The organism is Pseudarthrobacter sp. BRE9 (assembly GCF_031844305.1).
In the GTDB taxonomy this organism is placed as follows: domain Bacteria; phylum Actinomycetota; class Actinomycetes; order Actinomycetales; family Micrococcaceae; genus Arthrobacter.
Window position 1 is genome coordinate 28,556 of record NZ_JAUZUY010000007.1, and the last position, 16,715, is coordinate 45,270.

Here is a 16,715-nt window from a genome sequence, read left to right on the forward strand (position 1 = left end):
CGGAGAATTTCTCCGGCGCTTTCCGCTTTTTTGGCTTTTCGCCGGTGTTTGCTTCCTGCTTTTTTGGCCATCCCACAGGTTCCTACTTCAGGAACTTGGATGTCCTCCGGTCCGCCAGGATCTTGCCTTTCGTCTGGCAGGTGGGGCAATACTGCAGGGCAGTGTCCGCGAACGAGACTTCCCGTACCGTGTCGCCGCAGACGGGGCAGGGCTGCCCGGTCCGGGCGTGAACGCGCATGTGGCTGCGTTTGACGTCCTTGAGGTCCTTGGGCGGCTTGCCGGCTGCCTCCGCCAGCGCCTCGCCCAGCACGCTGTGGATGGCGTCGTACAGCACCTGCACCGTCTCCCGGTCCAGGGATTTTGCGATGGCGAACGGCGAGACCCGGGCGGCGTGCAGGATTTCGTCGCTGTAGGCATTGCCGATGCCGGCGATGACGCTTTGGCTGCGCAGGAGTCCCTTGATCTGCTGCGAACTGCCGGCCAGAATCGCAGCAAGCATGTCGGCGTCGAACGCCTCGGTAAAGGGATCCGGACCCAGCGTGGCGATGCCCGGCACCTCCTGCGGATCCCGCACCACGTAGACGGCGAGGCTTTTCTTGGTGCCCGCTTCCGTCAGGTCCAGGCCGCGCGGCCCATCAGGGCCGGAGAAAGCCGCCCGGACCGCGATGAGGCCCTTGCCCATCCGCAGCTGGCTGCCGGCCGGGGAGTCGGTAAACCGCACCCAGCCCGCGCGCGCCAGGTGGAACACCAGGGAAATGCCGTCAGTGTCAATGCTGATGAACTTTCCGAAGCGGCGGACGCCGGACACGGTGCGGCCCTCGATGGCATTGAACGGCGGGTCGGCCGTCTTGAGCACGGCGAAGGAGACAACCTGCAGTTTGCTGACCACGCAACCCCGCAGCTGTTCGTCAAGGAACGCGGCCAGGCCGGCGACTTCGGGCAGTTCCGGCATCGCCTACCTGCCCCGTCCCCGGCATGCCGCACCGGTGCTTGCACTCATGGGTCCCATCTTGTCAGAAAGGCCCGCGCCGGCCCCGGCACTTGTGCCTATACTTTCACCGGCGGCCCGTTTTGCGGGCCCCTTTGACATTGGCGCGTACCCCGATGAAAGGCCCCCCATGAGCAACATTCCCGAAGACCTGTCCTACACCGCCGAACACGAGTGGGTTACGGCCCCGAATGCCGACGGCGTGGTCCGGGTGGGAATCACCGACTTTGCCCAGGACGCCCTTGGGGATGTCGTTTACGCCCAGATGCCCGAAGTCGGCACGAAGATTACGGCAAACGAAGTGGTGGGCGAGGTCGAGTCCACCAAAAGTGTGAGCGACATCTACGCCCCCGTTTCCGGCGAGGTTGTGGCCCGGAACGACTCCCTGGACAGCGATTCGGCCCTGATCAACACCGATCCGTACGGCGACGGCTGGCTCATCGAGGTCAAACTCGCCGAACCTGACGCCGTTGAGTCCCTGCTCAGTGCATCCGAGTACGAACAACAGGTAGGCTAAAGCTAACCGGGAATTCCGGTCCGGCCCCGCGCCGCAGGCACAGCGTCTCCGCACGTCAGCGCCGGGATCGGGTGCCGGCGCCGGACCTGCTGGCAGGGCCGGGGAGTAAACGTTGGTTGCGGGTTTGATGCCCGCAACGTCAAAGAGGAGGAATCCATGGCTGGCCACAGACACAACCCTGCCGATGGGGATTACGGCACGGGTGCGGCTAAGGCGTCGGAGACCACCTCGATCCATCTCACCCCCGTCACCGATGAACCCACCATCGCCCCGAGGCTGTCCTTTGACGAGCGCAACTCGGTAGAAGCCCTGCCTGCCGGCTCGGCGCTGCTCGTGGCCCACAGCGGCCCGAATGCCGGCGCCCGGTTCCTGCTGGATTCGGACGTGACCACTGCAGGCCGCCACCCGGACGCGGATATCTTCCTTGACGACGTCACGGTTTCGCGCCGCCACGTCGAATTCCGGCGGACGGCCCGCAGCTTCGAAGTCGTGGACAAGAACAGCCTCAACGGCACGTACGTCAACCACGACCGTGTGGACCGCGTGGAGTTGAAGTCCGGCAGCGAAGTCCAGATCGGCAAGTTCCGCCTCACCTTCTACCTGAGCCCTGCCACGGCTGCAGGCCGCAGCTGAACCGGGGACCGCTGCCTGTGGCAATGGCACAACCGGAACGCCGGGGCCCCCAGGTCCTGAACATTGGCGAAGTCCTCGCCCAGCTGAGCGCCGACTTCCCGGGCATGACTGCGTCGAAGATCCGGTTCCTTGAGGAAAAGGGACTGATCAACCCCCGGCGCACTCCTGCCGGGTACCGGCAGTATTCCGACGGCGACGTGGAGCGGCTGCGCTTCGTGCTGGCCCTGCAGCGGGACCAGTACCTGCCCCTGAAAGTCATCAAGGACTACCTTGACGCCATCGACAGGGGAGAGCGGCCGGAGAACCTGCCGCCCGGCGTCGTGGTTTCCCCGCGCATTGTCTCGGACGAACTGGCCGCCGAGTTGCAGAACCGCGGCCGGAAGCTGAGCGAGGAACAGCTGCGGACCGAATCCGGCGCCAGCGTGCCCCTGCTGCAGTCACTCCTGAGCTTTGGCCTCATCAGCCACAGCAACGGCCAGTTCGACGAACATGCCCTCCAGGTGGCCCGCGCCTGCGTCCAGCTGGAAAGCCACGGCCTGGAACCCCGGCATCTGCGGCCCTTCCAGGCAGCGGCCGAACGTGAATTCGGCCTGGTGGAACGCGCCGTGGCGCCGCTTGCCTCGCGCAAGGACTCCGCATCACAAGCACGTGCGGCGGAGGCCGCCCGCGAGATCAGCGACCTCTGCCTCACCCTGCACCGGGCCCTGGTGCAGGACCACATCTCACGCATGGACATCTGATGATCGAAGTCGAGATTGTAGGCGTTCGCATCGAACTGCCTTCCAACCAGCCGTTGGTCCTGCTCAAGGAGATGCATGGCGAACGCCACGTCCCCATCTGGATCGGCACGCCGGAAGCCAGTGCCATCGCGCTTGCCCAGCAGGGCGTGGTCCCGCCCCGCCCCATGACGCATGATCTCCTGGTGGACGTCGTGGAGTCATTGGGCCACTCCGTCGTCAGCGTCAACATCGTTGCGGTGGAGGACAACATCTTCTACGGACAGCTGCAGTTCGAGAACGGCACGACGGTGAGCTCCAGGGCTTCGGATGCGCTTGCGGTGGCGCTGCGCGCAAAGTGCCGGATCTGGTGCGCCGATTCGGTCATGGATGAGGCCGGCGTCCGCATTACCGAACACGACGAGGGCGAGGACGCGGAGCCGGGCCCCACCGTGGATGAGGAGCGCGAACTGCGCCGCTTCCGCGAGTTCCTTGACGACGTCGAACCCGAGGATTTCGACGGCTAAGGTCACGTTAAGGTTAAAGTTAAGCCTGAAAGTTTCGACACGCCTCTTCCAAGGCCCGAAGGTCTTTGACCTCGGGACCCGCCGGGCCTAACGTCGAAGTATCAAGTTCCCTTGCTTACGGCAGCCGCGCAAGTCACACTGGAAAGTGCGCCCCGCGGAAAAATTACACCCATGGTCTTCATGCCAAGGCCGCCGTATCAGTTCCGGGGAGCGTACGACAAGGAGGATCCAGGTGAGTCCCAAAGGCGAAGCAGGCGGGCTGAAACAGCCCACGGCTGGTGTTGCTGTGCCCGTGAGCGGTGCCCAGGGCCTCCTGTTCACCGAGGACCTGCCCGTACTGGACGAGGACGCCGGCTACCGTGGGCCCACGGCCTGCAAGGCAGCAGGCATCACCTACCGCCAGCTTGATTACTGGGCCCGCACGGGCCTGGTTGAGCCCGCCGTGCGCGGCGCGGCAGGATCCGGCTCGCAGCGGCTGTACGGATTCCGCGACATCCTGGTGCTCAAGGTGGTCAAGCGGCTCCTCGACACCGGCGTATCCCTCCAGCAGATCCGCACCGCCGTGGAACACCTTCGGGAACGCGGCGTCGAGGACCTGGCGCAGATTACGCTGATGAGCGACGGCGCCAGCGTCTACGAGTGCACGTCCGCCGACGAAGTCATTGACCTGGTACAGGGCGGCCAGGGCGTTTTTGGTATCGCCGTCGGGCGGGTATGGCGCGAGGTGGAAGGAAGCCTGGCATCCCTGCCCAGCGAGCACGCCGCCGAGCAGTCCTTTCCGGACGACGAACTGAGCAAGCGGCGGGCCGCCCGCAAGATCAGCTGACGCTTTAACTGCAGAGGCCGCCCCTTGGAGGGCGGCCTCTGCAGTTAACGGGACGTTCTAGCGGGTGCGGCTGCGCAGGCCCTTGCCGGCTGCCATCAGGTTGGACAAGAGCTCGTCAAACAATCCGGCCGCGGACTTTGCCGAGTCCCCGGGCCAGTGGTGGACGGGGTGGGCTGCACCCTGGATCTGTTGCCAGTTGGCCTGCTCGGGAATGCGCGGGCTTAGCAGGAGTTCGCCGAACATGGACTCCATCTCGGCCAGGCGGTAGGTGTGCTCGGAAGAGCCGCTGCGGACGCGGTTGGCCACGATGCCCGCCGGCGACAGGTTGGGCGCAAATTCCTGCTTGAACAGCTGGATGGCCCGCATGGTGCGTTCCGTGCCGGCCACCGAGAACAGGCCGGGTTCGGCAACCAGGGCAACCTTGTCGCTGGCGGCCCACGCCATGCGCGTCAGGCCATTGAGGGACGGCGGGCAATCGATGAGGACCAGCTGGTAATCGTCGGCGCCGGCGAGCACGGCGGAAAGCCTGCGGAGGTCGCGGCGGCCAAGGTCCGGCCGGTCGTAGATTCCGGTGTAGGCAGAGCCGACGGCGACATCCAGTACGGCGCGCCCGGCACCGTCTGGCGGGGTCCGGTCAGCCCAGCTGCTGCGCACCACGTTCTCGGCCAGTTTCGCCCTGCGGGGGCTCTTCAACATCCTGCCGATATCCAACTGGTCGCCCGGCTGTACGCCGAGGGCCGTCGTGGCGTCGGCGTGCGGATCGAGGTCCACCACCAGCGTGGGAACTCCGGCGGCCAGCGCCGCAGACGCCAATCCTGTGGTGACGGAAGTCTTGCCGACTCCACCCTTGAGGCTGCTGATGCTGACTACTTGCACTTGAGAGACCAAAACCTAACGCCGGATGCCGTGTTGGGGGTAATGTTTGCCTCGGCAGAGCCGAAGCCGGACGGTCCTGCCGCCCTACTCATCATATGTTGATGCGTCGGCGAATCCTGCTTTACCGGGCGTCGGCATGGCACCGGCTGTGGTGCCGGGGCGGTTTCCGCCAGGCAGGCTGAAAGCGATCAGGACATGACGGGAAAATCTGTGACTGGGGCCACAAAGATTTGTGTTTGTCCTTGTAGGTCCTAGACACTGTGACCACTCATCGATCCACCCCGCAATGATGCAGGAGAAGCATGTTTTCCAAAATTCTGGTGGCCAACCGCGGTGAAATCGCGATCAGGGCCTTCCGCGCCGGCTACGAGCTTGGCGCCAAGACCGTTGCCGTTTTTCCCCAAGAGGACCGAAACTCGATCCACCGCCAGAAAGCGGACGAGGCGTACCTGATCGGCGAGGAAGGCCATCCCGTCCGGGCGTACCTTGACGTGGCTGAGATGGTCCGGGTCGCCAAGGAGTCCGGCGCGGACGCCATCTACCCGGGTTATGGCTTCCTGTCCGAAAACCCTGACCTGGCCCGGGCGGCAAAGGAAGCCGGTATCACCTTCGTGGGCCCGCCGGCCGAGGTGCTGGAGCTTGCCGGCAACAAGGTGGCCGCGTTGAAGGCGGCCCGCGAGGCGGGTGTGCCGGTCCTGAAGTCCAGCGAGCCGTCCAAGGACCTGGACGAGCTCCTGGCTGCGGCCGATGAGATCGGATTCCCCATCTTCGCCAAGGCTGTGGCCGGCGGCGGCGGCCGCGGCATGCGGCGGGTGGATACCCGGGAGGCCCTGCCTGAGGCCCTTAAGTCCGCCATGCGCGAAGCGGACGCCGCCTTCGGTGACCCCACCATGTTCCTGGAGCAGGCGGTCCTGCGCCCGCGGCACATCGAAGTCCAGATCCTCGCGGACGCCGAGGGCAATGTCATGCACCTTTTCGAGCGTGACTGTTCCATCCAGCGGCGGCACCAGAAGGTCATCGAGATCGCTCCGGCGCCCAACCTGGACGAGGGCATCCGCCAGGCCCTTTACCGCGATGCCGTGAAGTTCGCCAAGGCATTGAACTATGTCAACGCCGGCACCGTCGAGTTCCTCGTGGACACCGAGGGTGAGCGGGCAGGCCAGCATGTCTTCATCGAAATGAACCCTCGCATCCAGGTGGAGCACACGGTCACCGAGGAAGTCACGGACGTGGACCTGGTCCAGGCCCAGATGCGGATCGCCTCGGGCGAGACCCTCGCCGACCTGGGCCTCTCACAGGACACGGTCAAGCTTCGCGGCGCCGCGCTGCAGAGCCGCATCACCACCGAGGATCCCGCCAACGGTTTCCGGCCCGACGTCGGAAAGATCACCGGTTACCGCTCGGCCGGCGGCGCCGGTGTACGGCTGGACGGCGGCACGGTCTACTCCGGTGCTGAGATCAGCCCACACTTCGACTCCATGCTGGTCAAGCTCACCTGCCGCGGCAGGGACTACCCGGCAGCCGTTGCCCGTGCCCGCCGTGCCCTGGCCGAATTCCGCATCCGCGGTGTCTCCACGAACATCCCCTTCCTGCAGGCCGTGCTGGATGACCCGGACTTCATCGCCGGGGATGTGGCCACCAACTTCATCGACCAGCGACCGGAGCTGCTCAAGGCCCGCGTCTCGGCCGACCGCGGCACCAAGCTCCTCACCTGGCTGGCCGACGTCACCGTCAACAAGCCCAACGGCGAACTGGCAGTGCACTCCAATCCCGCCCTCAAGCTGCCCGACGTCAAAGGCAAACAGGCAGCACCGGGTTCACGCCAGAAACTCCTTGAGCTGGGCCCGGAAGGCTTCGCGAGGGCGCTGCGTGAGCAGAATGCGGTCGCCGTCACCGACACCACCTTCCGTGACGCGCACCAGTCCCTGCTGGCCACCCGCGTCCGCACGCGGGACCTCGTTGCCGCCGGTCCTGCCGTCACGGCGCTCCTTCCGCAGCTGCTGTCCGTAGAGGCGTGGGGTGGAGCAACTTATGACGTCGCACTGCGCTTCCTCGGCGAGGACCCGTGGGACCGGCTCGCTGCCCTGCGTGCCGCCATGCCGAACGTCTGCATCCAGATGCTGCTGCGCGGCCGGAACACCGTTGGCTACACGCCTTACCCGGAAGAGGTGACTGAGGCGTTCGTCAACGAGGCCGCGGCCACGGGCATCGACATCTTCCGTATCTTCGACGCCCTGAACGACGTCAGCCAGATGGCACCTGCCATCCGCGCCGTCCGTGCCACCGGCACCGCCGTCGCCGAAGTGGCCCTCTGCTACACCGGGGACATGCTGGACCCGGACGAGAAGCTGTACACCCTGGACTACTACCTGGGGTTGGCGCAGAAGATCGTCGACGCCGGTGCCCACATCCTGGCCATTAAGGACATGGCCGGCCTGCTGCGTCCTGCAGCCGGGGCCAAACTGGTCGCAGCCCTCCGCGAACGGTTCGACCTGCCGGTCCACCTTCACACACACGACACCGCGGGCGGCCAGCTGGCCACACTCCTGGCAGCCGTCGACGCGGGTGTGGACGCCGTGGATGTGGCCTCCGCCTCCCTGGCCGGCACCACAAGCCAGCCCTCGGCGTCGGCCCTTGTTGCCGCTCTTGCCCACACTCCGCGGGACACCGGCCTCAGCCTCGACGCCGTGAGCTCGCTCGAGCCCTACTGGGAAGCCGTGCGGCGCGTCTACGCACCGTTCGAGTCCGGCCTGCCGGGCCCCACCGGCCGCGTGTACAAGCACGAGATCCCGGGCGGCCAGCTGTCCAACCTGCGCCAGCAGGCCATGGCACTGGGGCTGGGGGAGCGCTTCGAAGCCATCGAGGACATGTACACCGCAGCGGACCGCATCCTGGGCCACCTGGTCAAGGTGACGCCGTCCTCCAAGGTGGTGGGCGATCTCGCCCTGCACCTGGTGGGCCTCAATGCCGATCCCGCAGATTTTGAGGCGAACCCGCAGAACTACGACATCCCGGATTCCGTGATCGGATTCCTGTCCGGCGAGCTCGGTGATCCTCCCGGAGGCTGGCCGGAGCCCTTCCGCACTAAGGCCCTCCAGGGCCGCAGCGTGAAGGTCCGCGACGTCGAGCTCAGCGCCGAGGACAGCGCCGCGCTGAAGTCCGATTCGAAGACCCGCCAGCACACGCTGAACCGGCTGCTCTTCGACGGGCCCACCAAGGACTACCTGAAGAGCGTGGAGACGTACGGCAACATTTCCGTTCTGGACACCCGCGACTACCTTTACGGGCTCCAGCGCGGAACCGAGCATGAGATCCAGCTGGAGCGTGGTGTCCGGCTGATCGCTTCCCTGGAGGCCGTCTCGGAGCCGGATGAAAAGGGCATGCGCACCGTCATGTGCACCCTCAATGGCCAGTCCCGTCCGGTCGTGGTGCGCGACCGTTCTGTGGTGAGCAACGTCAAGGCCGCCGAGAAAGCCGATCCCGCCCAGCCCGGCCAGGTCGCCGCACCGTTCGCCGGTGCCGTCACGGTCACGGTCAAGCCCGGCGACACCCTGAAGGCAGGAGACACGGTGGCAACCATCGAGGCCATGAAGATGGAAGCATCCATCACGACGCCGGTGGGCGGCAAGGTTGCCCGCCTCGCCATCTCAGCCGTGGAGCAGGTCCAGGGCGGAGACCTCCTGCTGGTCATCGAACAGTAAGCCGAGGCTGCACGCCAGAGACACAAAGAGGGCCGCTCCCCAAGCATGGGGAGCGGCCCTTCCGTACTCTGGCGGCCCGCGGTAGAGGCGGGGCCCGATCCTCTGCGTGCTATTCCCCACGCCCCGCTGAGGCCGCTTCGCGGCGAGCGGGGGCGTAAGGCCCCTTTTACGCACGCTGCCGGACCGGGCCCCGCCTCTTCTGATGCCTCGCTACGAGCGCGGGGCGGAGTACATCTCTTCGATGACGGTTTCGAAGTCCTTCATGACCTGGGCCCGCTTCACCTTCATCGAGGGGGTCAGGTGTCCGGAAGCCTCCGTGAAATCTGCCGGGACGATGCGGAAGGACTTGATGGCCTCGGCTTGTGAGACCGACGTGTTTGCTGCGGTGACCAGGTCCTGCACTGCTGCCTTGACCACCGGATTGTCCGCAGCCTGCTCCAGGGTGGTGTCCGCCGGAAGGCCGTGGCGCTGGAGCCAGCCCGGAAGGGCCTCCTGGTCGAGGGTCACCAGTGCTCCGATGAAGGGCCTGTTGTCGCCCACCACCAGGACCTGCGACACCAGGGCATCCGCGCGGATCTGGTCTTCAAGCAACGCGGGGATGACGTTCTTGCCGCCGGCGGTGACGATGATCTCCTTCTTGCGGCCGGTGATCCAGACGAAGCCTTCGTCGTCCAGCCGGCCGATGTCACCGGTGTGGAACCAGCCGTCGGAGAACGCATCCGCTGTCAGGTCCTCCCGCCGGTAGTAGCCCCGCATGACGCAGACTCCCTTGGCCAGGATCTCGCCGTCGTCGGCAATCTTTACGGCATTTCCGGGGAGGGGCTTGCCCACCGAGCCGATCTTGATGCGTGACGGTGTGTTCACCGTGATGGGGGCCGTGGTTTCGGTCAGGCCGTAGCCTTCCAGCACCTGCAGTCCGATGCCCTGGAAGAAGTGCCCCAGCCGTTCGCCAAGGGGGCCGCCGCCGGATACCGCGTGGGCGACGTGTCCGCCCATGGCCGCCCGCAACTTGCCGTAGACCAGTTTGTCGAACAAGGCGTGCCGGAGCTTCAGGCCAAGCCCCACCCGTCCGTCCTGGCGGGCTTTGGAAAATGCGATGGCCGTTTCGGCGGCCCGGTGGAAGATGGCGCCCTTGCCGCCGTCCTCGGCCTTCGTCAACGCGGAGTTGTAGACCTTTTCGAAGACCCTGGGCACCGCCAGGATGAACGTCGGTTCGTAGCTTTGCAGGTCGGCCAGAAGGTTCTTGATGTCCGGTGTATGGGCCACGGTGGTTCCCGCAGCCATGGCAAGCACTGAGATAAAGCGGGCAAACACGTGGGCCAGCGGCAGGAACATGATGGTCTTGGCGTTCTCGTGGACAATGTCGCCGATGATGGACAGTGCGTTGTCCGAGAGTTCAACGAAGTTGCCGTGCGTTAGCTCGCAGCCCTTGGGGCGCCCCGTGGTTCCGGACGTGTAAATGATCGTGGCAACGTCGTTGAGGCCGGCTGCACTGCGGCGCGATTCCAGTTCTTCGTCACTGACGTCCCTGCCGGCGTCGCGAAGGCTGTCCAGGCCTTGGCCCTCGAGCTGCCACACGTGCTGCACGGCCGTAAGGCCCTCGGCCGTGACCGCCTGGCGGATGACGTTCTCGTGGTGGGCAGACTCGCCGAACGCGGCCACGGCACCGGAATCGCCCAGATTCCAGGCAACCTGGGAGGGGGAGGAGGTTTCATAGATGGGCACCGACACGGCACCCGCGAACCAGATGGAGAAGTCAACAAGTGCCCACTCATAACGGGTGCGGGACATGATGCCAACGCGGTCACCGGCACCGACTCCACTGGCGATGAGCCCCTTGGCCAGGGCCTTCACGTCGGCAAGGAATTCGGTAGCGGGCACGTCACGCCACGAGCCTGCTGAGTCCAGGCGCGAAAACAGTGCCGGGTTGCCGGGCTTGGCCGCCTGCCGCAAGACCAGATCGGTGATGTTGGTTTCGGGTGGGACAACAACCAGGGGCGGAACACTGAATTCGCGCACTATAGCTCCTTTGATATCTGAAGTCCCGCGCAGGGGTTTGCCTAAAGACTAGTACCCCTGCCGGTACTGTGCAGTACACAAACCTACTGGCGAGTAACTTAGCAGTCAATGGACCCGGCGTGCGGAGCTTCATGTCAAGACAATCCTTGCGCCCGCCTAGAATGGTGCACTATGTACGGACCCTCGTCCGGCGATCAGGCCGGCCCCCTCAAAAGACCAGCGCCCTGGCGCCGCCGTCCCGCCGCGCACCGTGCCGGACAGCTGCACGGGGGTGTCGGCGGGCACCTTCGCCTCGGCCGCAAGGGGCTCGCCATCGGGATAGACATCGGGGGAACCAAGGTAGCCGCCGGCGTCGTGGACGCCGAAGGCAGGATCCTCAGTGAGGCACGCCGTTCCACCCCGGGAACTGATCCACGGGCGGTGGAGCAGGTCATCGTGGAACTGGTGGCGGAACTGGGCCGGGGGCATCGCATCTGGTCCGTGGGCATTGGCGCTGCCGGGTGGATGGACCTGGCCGGCGGCACTGTGCTCTTCAGCCCGCACCTGGCCTGGCGCAACGAACCGCTGCGTGAGAACCTCCAGCGGCTCCTCCGCCGTCCGGTGCTGCTGACCAACGACGCCGACGCTGCGGCGTGGGCCGAGTGGCGCTTCGGCGCCGGGCAGGGGGAGGACCGGCTGGTCTGCATCACGCTGGGCACCGGCATCGGGGGCGCCATGGTGATGGACGGCAGGGTGGAACGCGGCCGGTTCGGCGTGGCAGGAGAGTTCGGCCACCAGATCATCGTGCCCGGTGGCCACCGTTGCGAATGCGGCAACCGCGGATGCTGGGAACAGTACGCGTCCGGCAACGCGCTGGGCCGGGAAGCCAGGCTCCTTGCCCGGTCGAATTCGCCGATGGCCCAGGACCTGCTGGCAGCCGTGGGCGGCCATCCCGACGCCATCACCGGAGCCGTCGTGACCGAACTGGCACTGGCCGGAGACCCCGCCTCACGGGAGTTGATCGAGGAAGTCGGCGAATGGCTCGGTTTGGGGCTTGCCAACCTGGCGGCGGCGCTGGACCCGGGCCTCTTCGTGATCGGCGGCGGGCTGTGCTCAGCAGGTGACCTGCTCGTGGAACCGGCACGCAAAGCGTTCGCCCGGAACCTGACGGGCCGCGGCTTCCGTCCGGCCGCGGGGATCGAACTGGCAGCCCTCGGCCCCAACGCCGGCCTTATCGGCGCCGCCGACCTTTCGCGCGTAAGCAGCCGGGTCCACGGTTGACGACGGCGGCGGGACGGCGGGAAAGACGCTAGACCCGTGCGCCGTCGTCGTCCCCGTTCTTCTCGTCGGGCAGCTTCATGATCAGGTACACCGTCCCCAGCACGAACGCGGCAACAATGCCGACGAGGGCCAGCAGGGGCGCGGTGCGCCAGAACATCGCCGACAGCAGCAGGGCCACGGGTCCGCCTACGGCCCCGAGCCACGCCAGCATAGTCAGGGGATCCGTGCCGGCCAGGCTCGGCGGCTCCTCCGGCACGAACTCCTCGCCGTCGTCGTCCACCGCATAGTCCCGCGGTCCCTCCGGAGATTCGTCTGCCGTGTGGGCGTTCGGCCCGTCTCCCGCCGCCTGGCGCTGCGCTGCCGACAGTTCGGCGGGCGGCGTCCCCGCCAGGCCCAGGGGATCGAAGTCGCGGAAGGAGGGCGGCACCGGCGTTTCCGGCGCAGCGGGTGCCGTCCCGATGGGCAACTGCTCTCCGGTTACCGGGGAATCGGGGCGAATGGCCACAGTATCCGATTCGAGCCGTGCCACCAGGTCCAGCCACACGGCGTCGTCCTGGTTGGCACCCTGGTCCGGCTGGCCGGAGTCAGGCCTGTTCACTGCGGACCTCCTGTCCCGGTTCCGCCGGATTCTCCGGGCCGGACTCCAGCACCCGCCGGATAAAGTCCACCGACCCCTCGAAAATGCGGTCGGCGTCGTTATCCAGGGTGGCGACGTGGTAGCTGTTCTCAAGCCGCACCACTTCCAGGGGAGCGTGTGCCAGCCAGCGCCGAAGAACCTCCATGCTCGCGTCAGACACCACATGGTCCACGTCGGAACGGTACACCTGGACAGGTGCCGTGACCCGGGGGAGGAGCCGGACCGTGTCCTTGAACATCTTGTTGAGCTCATGCGCCGCGGCCACGGGGGTGCGGGCATAGGCGCCCTCGTCCACCCCTGCCTTGAGGATGTCATTGCCAATTGAGGGTGTGCTCTTCAACACCAGCTTGAGGAGTCCGGCCAGGGACGCCCGGGGATCGTCAATCACCAGGGCGGGGTTTACCAGAAGCACTCCGGCGACCGGGCGGGTGGCGGCGATGCGCAGGGCCAGGGCCCCGCCCATGCTCAGGCCCGCCGCGAAGACCTGGTCGCACTCGGCATCCAGTTCCAGGAAGGCGTCATCCAGGGAGCCGTGCCATTGCTGCCAGCGTGTCCGCGCGAGGTCCTGCCACCGGGTCCCATGGCCCGGCAGCAGTGGCATCCGGACGGCAAAACCAGCCGCGGCAAATGCCCTGGCCCAGGCACGCAGCCCATGGGGGCTTCCCGTGAAGCCGTGGGAAAGGACGACGCCCGCACGTGGCCCTTCGCCGCTGAAGGCGCTGCTGAAGGGGCTGTGGTCCGGAACGGACGTCATGTCGTCTCCAAAGTGCTGGTGCGGCGGGCGTGGGCGGCGAAGAAATCTGCCGAGCTGGTGAAGATTTTGGGCGCGTCAACGTCCAGAGTAGCCACATGCCCGCTGCTGGCAAGGCCGGTCACCTCCACGAGGTTCCGGCCCAGCCCTTTGCGCAGCAGTGCCAGCGACGTCGGCGGAACAACGGCGTCGGTGCGCGACTTGAAGACCTGGACGGGGGCGTCCACGCGGGGCAGCCCCCGCACCGCTGCCCCGAAGAGTTTCTTGAGCTCATGCACGGCAGCCAGCGGAGTCAGTGAATAGTCGCCGTCGTCCGTGGCTGGTGCCCCGGTCTGGTCCTCCTGGATGGGGATGGTGGTCCGCTGGAAGTATTTAAGGAGGCCGATGATCCGCACGCGCCGGTCATAAAAGCTCAGGCCGGGGTTGACCACGCTGACCCCTGCGACGGGGTGGCGGGACGCGGCGAGCAGCGCGATGGCGCCGCCCATCGACAGTCCCGCGGTGAAACAGGCGTCGGTCCGCCCTGCCAGCTCGAGGAATGACTCCTCGTAGCTGCGGTACCAGTCCTTCCACCCTGTCCGTGCAAGCTGGCGCCAGTCCGTGCCGTGCCCGGGCAGCAGGGGTACGGACACCGCATACCCCAGCTCCGCCAGGTGCTGCGCCCACGGCAGGATGCTCAACGGGCTGCCTGTGAATCCGTGGCAGATGGCCACTCCAATGCCGGCATTGGCGCCGTGGCCTGGATAGCTGAAAGCGGCCGGACGGGACGGGATGCTGCTTTCAGTCATGACTCCATCGTGTCACTGTTCCAGCCAAATCTCACTAGAGTAGGGTTGCATTGAATCGCTGGCCAGGCCCGATGCAGGGCCAGGGGGCTGCCTTCCGGAGAGGTTCACCACGTGTTCTATTGGGTCATGAAAAGGATCTTCCTCGGTCCGGTGATCAAGCTGCTGTTCCGGCCCTGGGTCAAGGGCCTGGACAATATTCCGGCGCAGGGGGCCGCCATCATCGCCTCCAACCACCTGTCATTTTCCGATTCCATCTTCATGCCGCTCATGGTGCGGCGGCCCGTGGTCTTCCTGGCCAAATCGGAATACTTCACGGGCACGGGAATCAAGGGCAGGCTTACGGCTGCGTTCTTCCGCCTCACCAACCAGTTGCCCATGGACCGGTCCGGAGGCGCTGCCTCCGCCGCATCTTTGAACGCCGGCATGGAAGTACTCAGCGGAGGCGGCCTGCTGGGCATTTACCCGGAGGGCACACGCAGCCCCGACGGGCGGTTGTACCGCGGCAAGGTGGGTGTGGCCAGGCTGGCCCTGCAGGCCGGCGTCCCAGTGATTCCGGTAGCCATGATCGGCACTGACAAGGTCCAGCCCATCGGCAAGCGGCTGCCAAACATCCGGAGGATAGGAATGATCTTCGGCGAACCGCTGGACTTCAGCCAATACCGGGAGCAGGCGGAGGACAGGACAGTCCAGCGCAAGGTCACGGATGAGATCATGTCCAACCTGTTGAAGCTGTCCGGGCAGGAATACGTGGATGAATATGCCGCGGTGGTGAAGCTGCGGCTCGCCGGCAAGCCCGGCGAATCAGTCGCCGCAGCCGAGCCACTCGCCGCTCCCGTGGCTGCCGAGGGCAAATTCGTCCAGGACGCCGGTTCCCGCAGCCCGGCCGCCGGGGACCCCGGTGTGGAGGACGACGCCGGCACATCAGCGGCAGGGTAGCGCAACCTTCGGCGGGACGCACCACGGTTGTGACGGAGGGAGCAGGCAGCGTGACGGCCCGGTGCCCGGCGGCCCCGCCCTCACGTTAGTCTTAGAGGGTGACTGAGCTATCTGCAAAACCCGCCTTTTCGCTGTCCAGCACCGCCCAGAGCGGAGCCGCCAACTATCCCGGACTGGACGACTGGCGGGACCTTCCCATCTCCCAGCAGCCCAGTTGGCAGGACCGGGATGTTTTTGAGGCTTCGGTGAAGGAACTGTCCGTCCTCCCGCCGCTGGTGTTCGCCGGCGAAGTGGACGTCCTGCGTGAGCGCCTCGCTGCTGCCGCCCAGGGCAAGGCGTTCCTGCTGCAGGGCGGCGACTGCGCCGAAACCTTCGAGGCCGCCACGGCTGACAAGATCAGCGCCCGCGTCAAGACCATCCTCCAGATGGCGGTGGTGCTCACCTACGGCGCAGCGATGCCCGTGATCAAGATGGGCAGGATGGCGGGCCAGTTCGCCAAGCCCCGTTCCTCCAACGACGAAACCCGTGACGGGGTCACCCTGCCTGCCTACCGCGGCGACATCGTCAACGGCTACGACTTCACCCCCGAGTCGCGCGGTCACGACGCGTCCAGGATGCTGCGTGCCTACCACACCTCGGCGTCCACGCTGAACCTGATCCGGGCCTTCACGCAGGGCGGCTTCGCGGACCTGCGCTCGGTGCACCAGTGGAACAAGGGCTTCACTGAGAATCCGGCCCATGCCCGTTACGAGTCGCTGGCCCGGGACATCGACCGGGCCATCAAGTTCATGGCGTCCTGCGGGGCCGATTTCGAAGCACTCAAGCGGGTGGAGTTCTTCGCAAGCCACGAGGCGCTGCTGCTTGATTACGAACGCGCCCTGACCCGCATCGACTCCCGCACCGGCTTCCCGTACGACACCTCGGCGCACTTCCTCTGGATCGGGGAGCGCACCCGGGAGCTGGACCACGCCCACGTCGACTTCCTTTCACGGGTGCGCAACCCCATCGGCGTCAAGCTCGGGCCGTCCACCACCGGTGATGACGCCCTCCGCCTCATCGACAAGCTGGACCCGGAGCGCGAACCCGGCCGGCTCACTTTCATCACCCGCATGGGCGCCGCCAACATCCGCGAAAAGCTCCCCGCCGTCGTCGAAAAGGTCACCGCTTCCGGCGCCCAGGTCCTCTGGGTCACGGACCCCATGCACGGCAACACCGTCACGTCTCCCAACGGCTACAAGACGCGTAATTTCGACGACGTCATTGACGAGGTGCGCGGCTTCTTCGAGGTGCACCACGGGCTGGGGACGGTGCCGGGCGGCCTGCACGTCGAGATGACCGGCGACGACGTTGCCGAGTGCCTCGGCGGCGCGGACCCGATCGACCAGGAGGCCTTCCTGGACCGCTACGAGTCAGTCTGCGATCCCCGCCTGAACCACATGCAGTCCCTTGAGATGGCGTTCCTGGTGGCCGGCGCCCTCGCCAAGCACTAGGGACTTACCCAAATACACCACCAGGGAAAGGGTGGGCCGGCGGCGCCGGC

General features: G+C 66.3%; 15 protein-coding genes. 9 read left to right on the forward strand and 6 right to left on the reverse strand.

Going from position 1 to position 16,715, the window contains the following annotated elements:
* Nucleotides 1–82 precede the first annotated feature (82 nt).
* The gene (locus Q9R31_RS13610; RefSeq protein WP_311263264.1) at nucleotides 83–952 is read right to left on the reverse strand and encodes a DNA-formamidopyrimidine glycosylase family protein; all 870 of its coding nucleotides are present in this window, start codon (nucleotides 950–952) and stop codon (nucleotides 83–85) included.
* A gap of 166 nt (nucleotides 953–1,118) precedes the next feature.
* On the opposite strand from Q9R31_RS13610, the gene gcvH reads away from it, so the two are divergent.
* The 5 genes from gcvH (at nucleotide 1,119) to Q9R31_RS13635 (ending at nucleotide 4,207) form a co-directional block, all read left to right on the forward strand.
* Nucleotides 1,119–1,505, forward strand: a complete 387-nt coding sequence (gcvH, locus tag Q9R31_RS13615) for a glycine cleavage system protein GcvH (protein ID WP_018763524.1) — start codon at nucleotides 1,119–1,121, stop codon at nucleotides 1,503–1,505.
* Nucleotides 1,506–1,661: 156 nt separating this feature from the next.
* On the forward strand, nucleotides 1,662–2,138 hold the full coding sequence (locus tag Q9R31_RS13620; RefSeq protein WP_142121243.1) for an FHA domain-containing protein: 477 nt from the start codon (nucleotides 1,662–1,664) through the stop codon (nucleotides 2,136–2,138).
* A gap of 23 nt (nucleotides 2,139–2,161) precedes the next feature.
* Nucleotides 2,162–2,878 (forward strand): MerR family transcriptional regulator, encoded by a 717-nt coding sequence (locus Q9R31_RS13625; RefSeq protein WP_018763526.1) that lies wholly within the window; start codon nucleotides 2,162–2,164, stop codon nucleotides 2,876–2,878.
* Nucleotides 2,878–3,381 carry a bifunctional nuclease family protein gene (locus tag Q9R31_RS13630; protein ID WP_056331728.1) on the forward strand — a complete coding sequence of 168 codons (504 nt, stop codon included), beginning with the start codon at nucleotides 2,878–2,880 and terminating at the stop codon, nucleotides 3,379–3,381. The genes Q9R31_RS13625 and Q9R31_RS13630 overlap by 1 nt, the downstream gene beginning before the upstream one ends.
* A gap of 232 nt (nucleotides 3,382–3,613) precedes the next feature.
* On the forward strand, nucleotides 3,614–4,207 hold the full coding sequence (locus tag Q9R31_RS13635; protein WP_018763528.1) for a MerR family transcriptional regulator: 594 nt from the start codon (nucleotides 3,614–3,616) through the stop codon (nucleotides 4,205–4,207).
* 57 nt (nucleotides 4,208–4,264) lie between these two features.
* Here Q9R31_RS13635 and Q9R31_RS13640 read toward each other — a convergent pair whose 3' ends face one another.
* Nucleotides 4,265–5,083 (reverse strand): ParA family protein, encoded by an 819-nt coding sequence (locus Q9R31_RS13640; RefSeq protein WP_311263265.1) that lies wholly within the window; start codon nucleotides 5,081–5,083, stop codon nucleotides 4,265–4,267.
* A gap of 302 nt (nucleotides 5,084–5,385) precedes the next feature.
* On the opposite strand from Q9R31_RS13640, the gene Q9R31_RS13645 reads away from it, so the two are divergent.
* Nucleotides 5,386–8,784: a pyruvate carboxylase gene (locus Q9R31_RS13645; protein ID WP_311263266.1), complete on the forward strand. Its 3,399-nt coding sequence runs from the start codon at nucleotides 5,386–5,388 to the stop codon at nucleotides 8,782–8,784.
* Nucleotides 8,785–8,994: 210 nt separating this feature from the next.
* On the opposite strand, the gene Q9R31_RS13650 is transcribed toward Q9R31_RS13645, so the two are convergent.
* A complete protein-coding gene (locus tag Q9R31_RS13650) occupies nucleotides 8,995–10,803 on the reverse strand; it encodes an AMP-dependent synthetase/ligase (RefSeq protein WP_311263267.1) in 1,809 nt (602 codons plus the stop codon).
* Nucleotides 10,804–10,974: 171 nt separating this feature from the next.
* Between Q9R31_RS13650 and Q9R31_RS13655 the strand changes: the two genes are divergently transcribed.
* Nucleotides 10,975–12,063, forward strand: coding sequence for an ROK family glucokinase (locus Q9R31_RS13655; protein ID WP_311263268.1), 1,089 nt, complete (start codon nucleotides 10,975–10,977; stop codon nucleotides 12,061–12,063).
* 28 nt (nucleotides 12,064–12,091) lie between these two features.
* Here Q9R31_RS13655 and Q9R31_RS13660 read toward each other — a convergent pair whose 3' ends face one another.
* From Q9R31_RS13660 to Q9R31_RS13670, 3 genes are read right to left on the reverse strand one after another with little or no spacing between them, the layout of a single operon-like run.
* The gene (locus Q9R31_RS13660; RefSeq protein WP_311263269.1) at nucleotides 12,092–12,661 is read right to left on the reverse strand and encodes a hypothetical protein; all 570 of its coding nucleotides are present in this window, start codon (nucleotides 12,659–12,661) and stop codon (nucleotides 12,092–12,094) included.
* Nucleotides 12,648–13,454: an alpha/beta fold hydrolase gene (locus Q9R31_RS13665; RefSeq protein ID WP_311263270.1), complete on the reverse strand. Its 807-nt coding sequence runs from the start codon at nucleotides 13,452–13,454 to the stop codon at nucleotides 12,648–12,650. The genes Q9R31_RS13660 and Q9R31_RS13665 overlap by 14 nt, the downstream gene beginning before the upstream one ends.
* Nucleotides 13,451–14,239: an alpha/beta fold hydrolase gene (locus tag Q9R31_RS13670; protein WP_311263271.1), complete on the reverse strand. Its 789-nt coding sequence runs from the start codon at nucleotides 14,237–14,239 to the stop codon at nucleotides 13,451–13,453. The genes Q9R31_RS13665 and Q9R31_RS13670 overlap by 4 nt, the downstream gene beginning before the upstream one ends.
* A gap of 111 nt (nucleotides 14,240–14,350) precedes the next feature.
* Between Q9R31_RS13670 and Q9R31_RS13675 the strand changes: the two genes are divergently transcribed.
* Both Q9R31_RS13675 and Q9R31_RS13680 read left to right on the forward strand, forming a co-directional pair.
* The gene (locus Q9R31_RS13675; RefSeq protein WP_311263272.1) at nucleotides 14,351–15,175 is read left to right on the forward strand and encodes a lysophospholipid acyltransferase family protein; all 825 of its coding nucleotides are present in this window, start codon (nucleotides 14,351–14,353) and stop codon (nucleotides 15,173–15,175) included.
* Nucleotides 15,176–15,273: 98 nt separating this feature from the next.
* Nucleotides 15,274–16,665, forward strand: a complete 1,392-nt coding sequence (locus tag Q9R31_RS13680) for a class II 3-deoxy-7-phosphoheptulonate synthase (RefSeq protein WP_311263273.1) — start codon at nucleotides 15,274–15,276, stop codon at nucleotides 16,663–16,665.
* The last annotated feature ends 50 nt before the right edge of the window (nucleotides 16,666–16,715 follow it).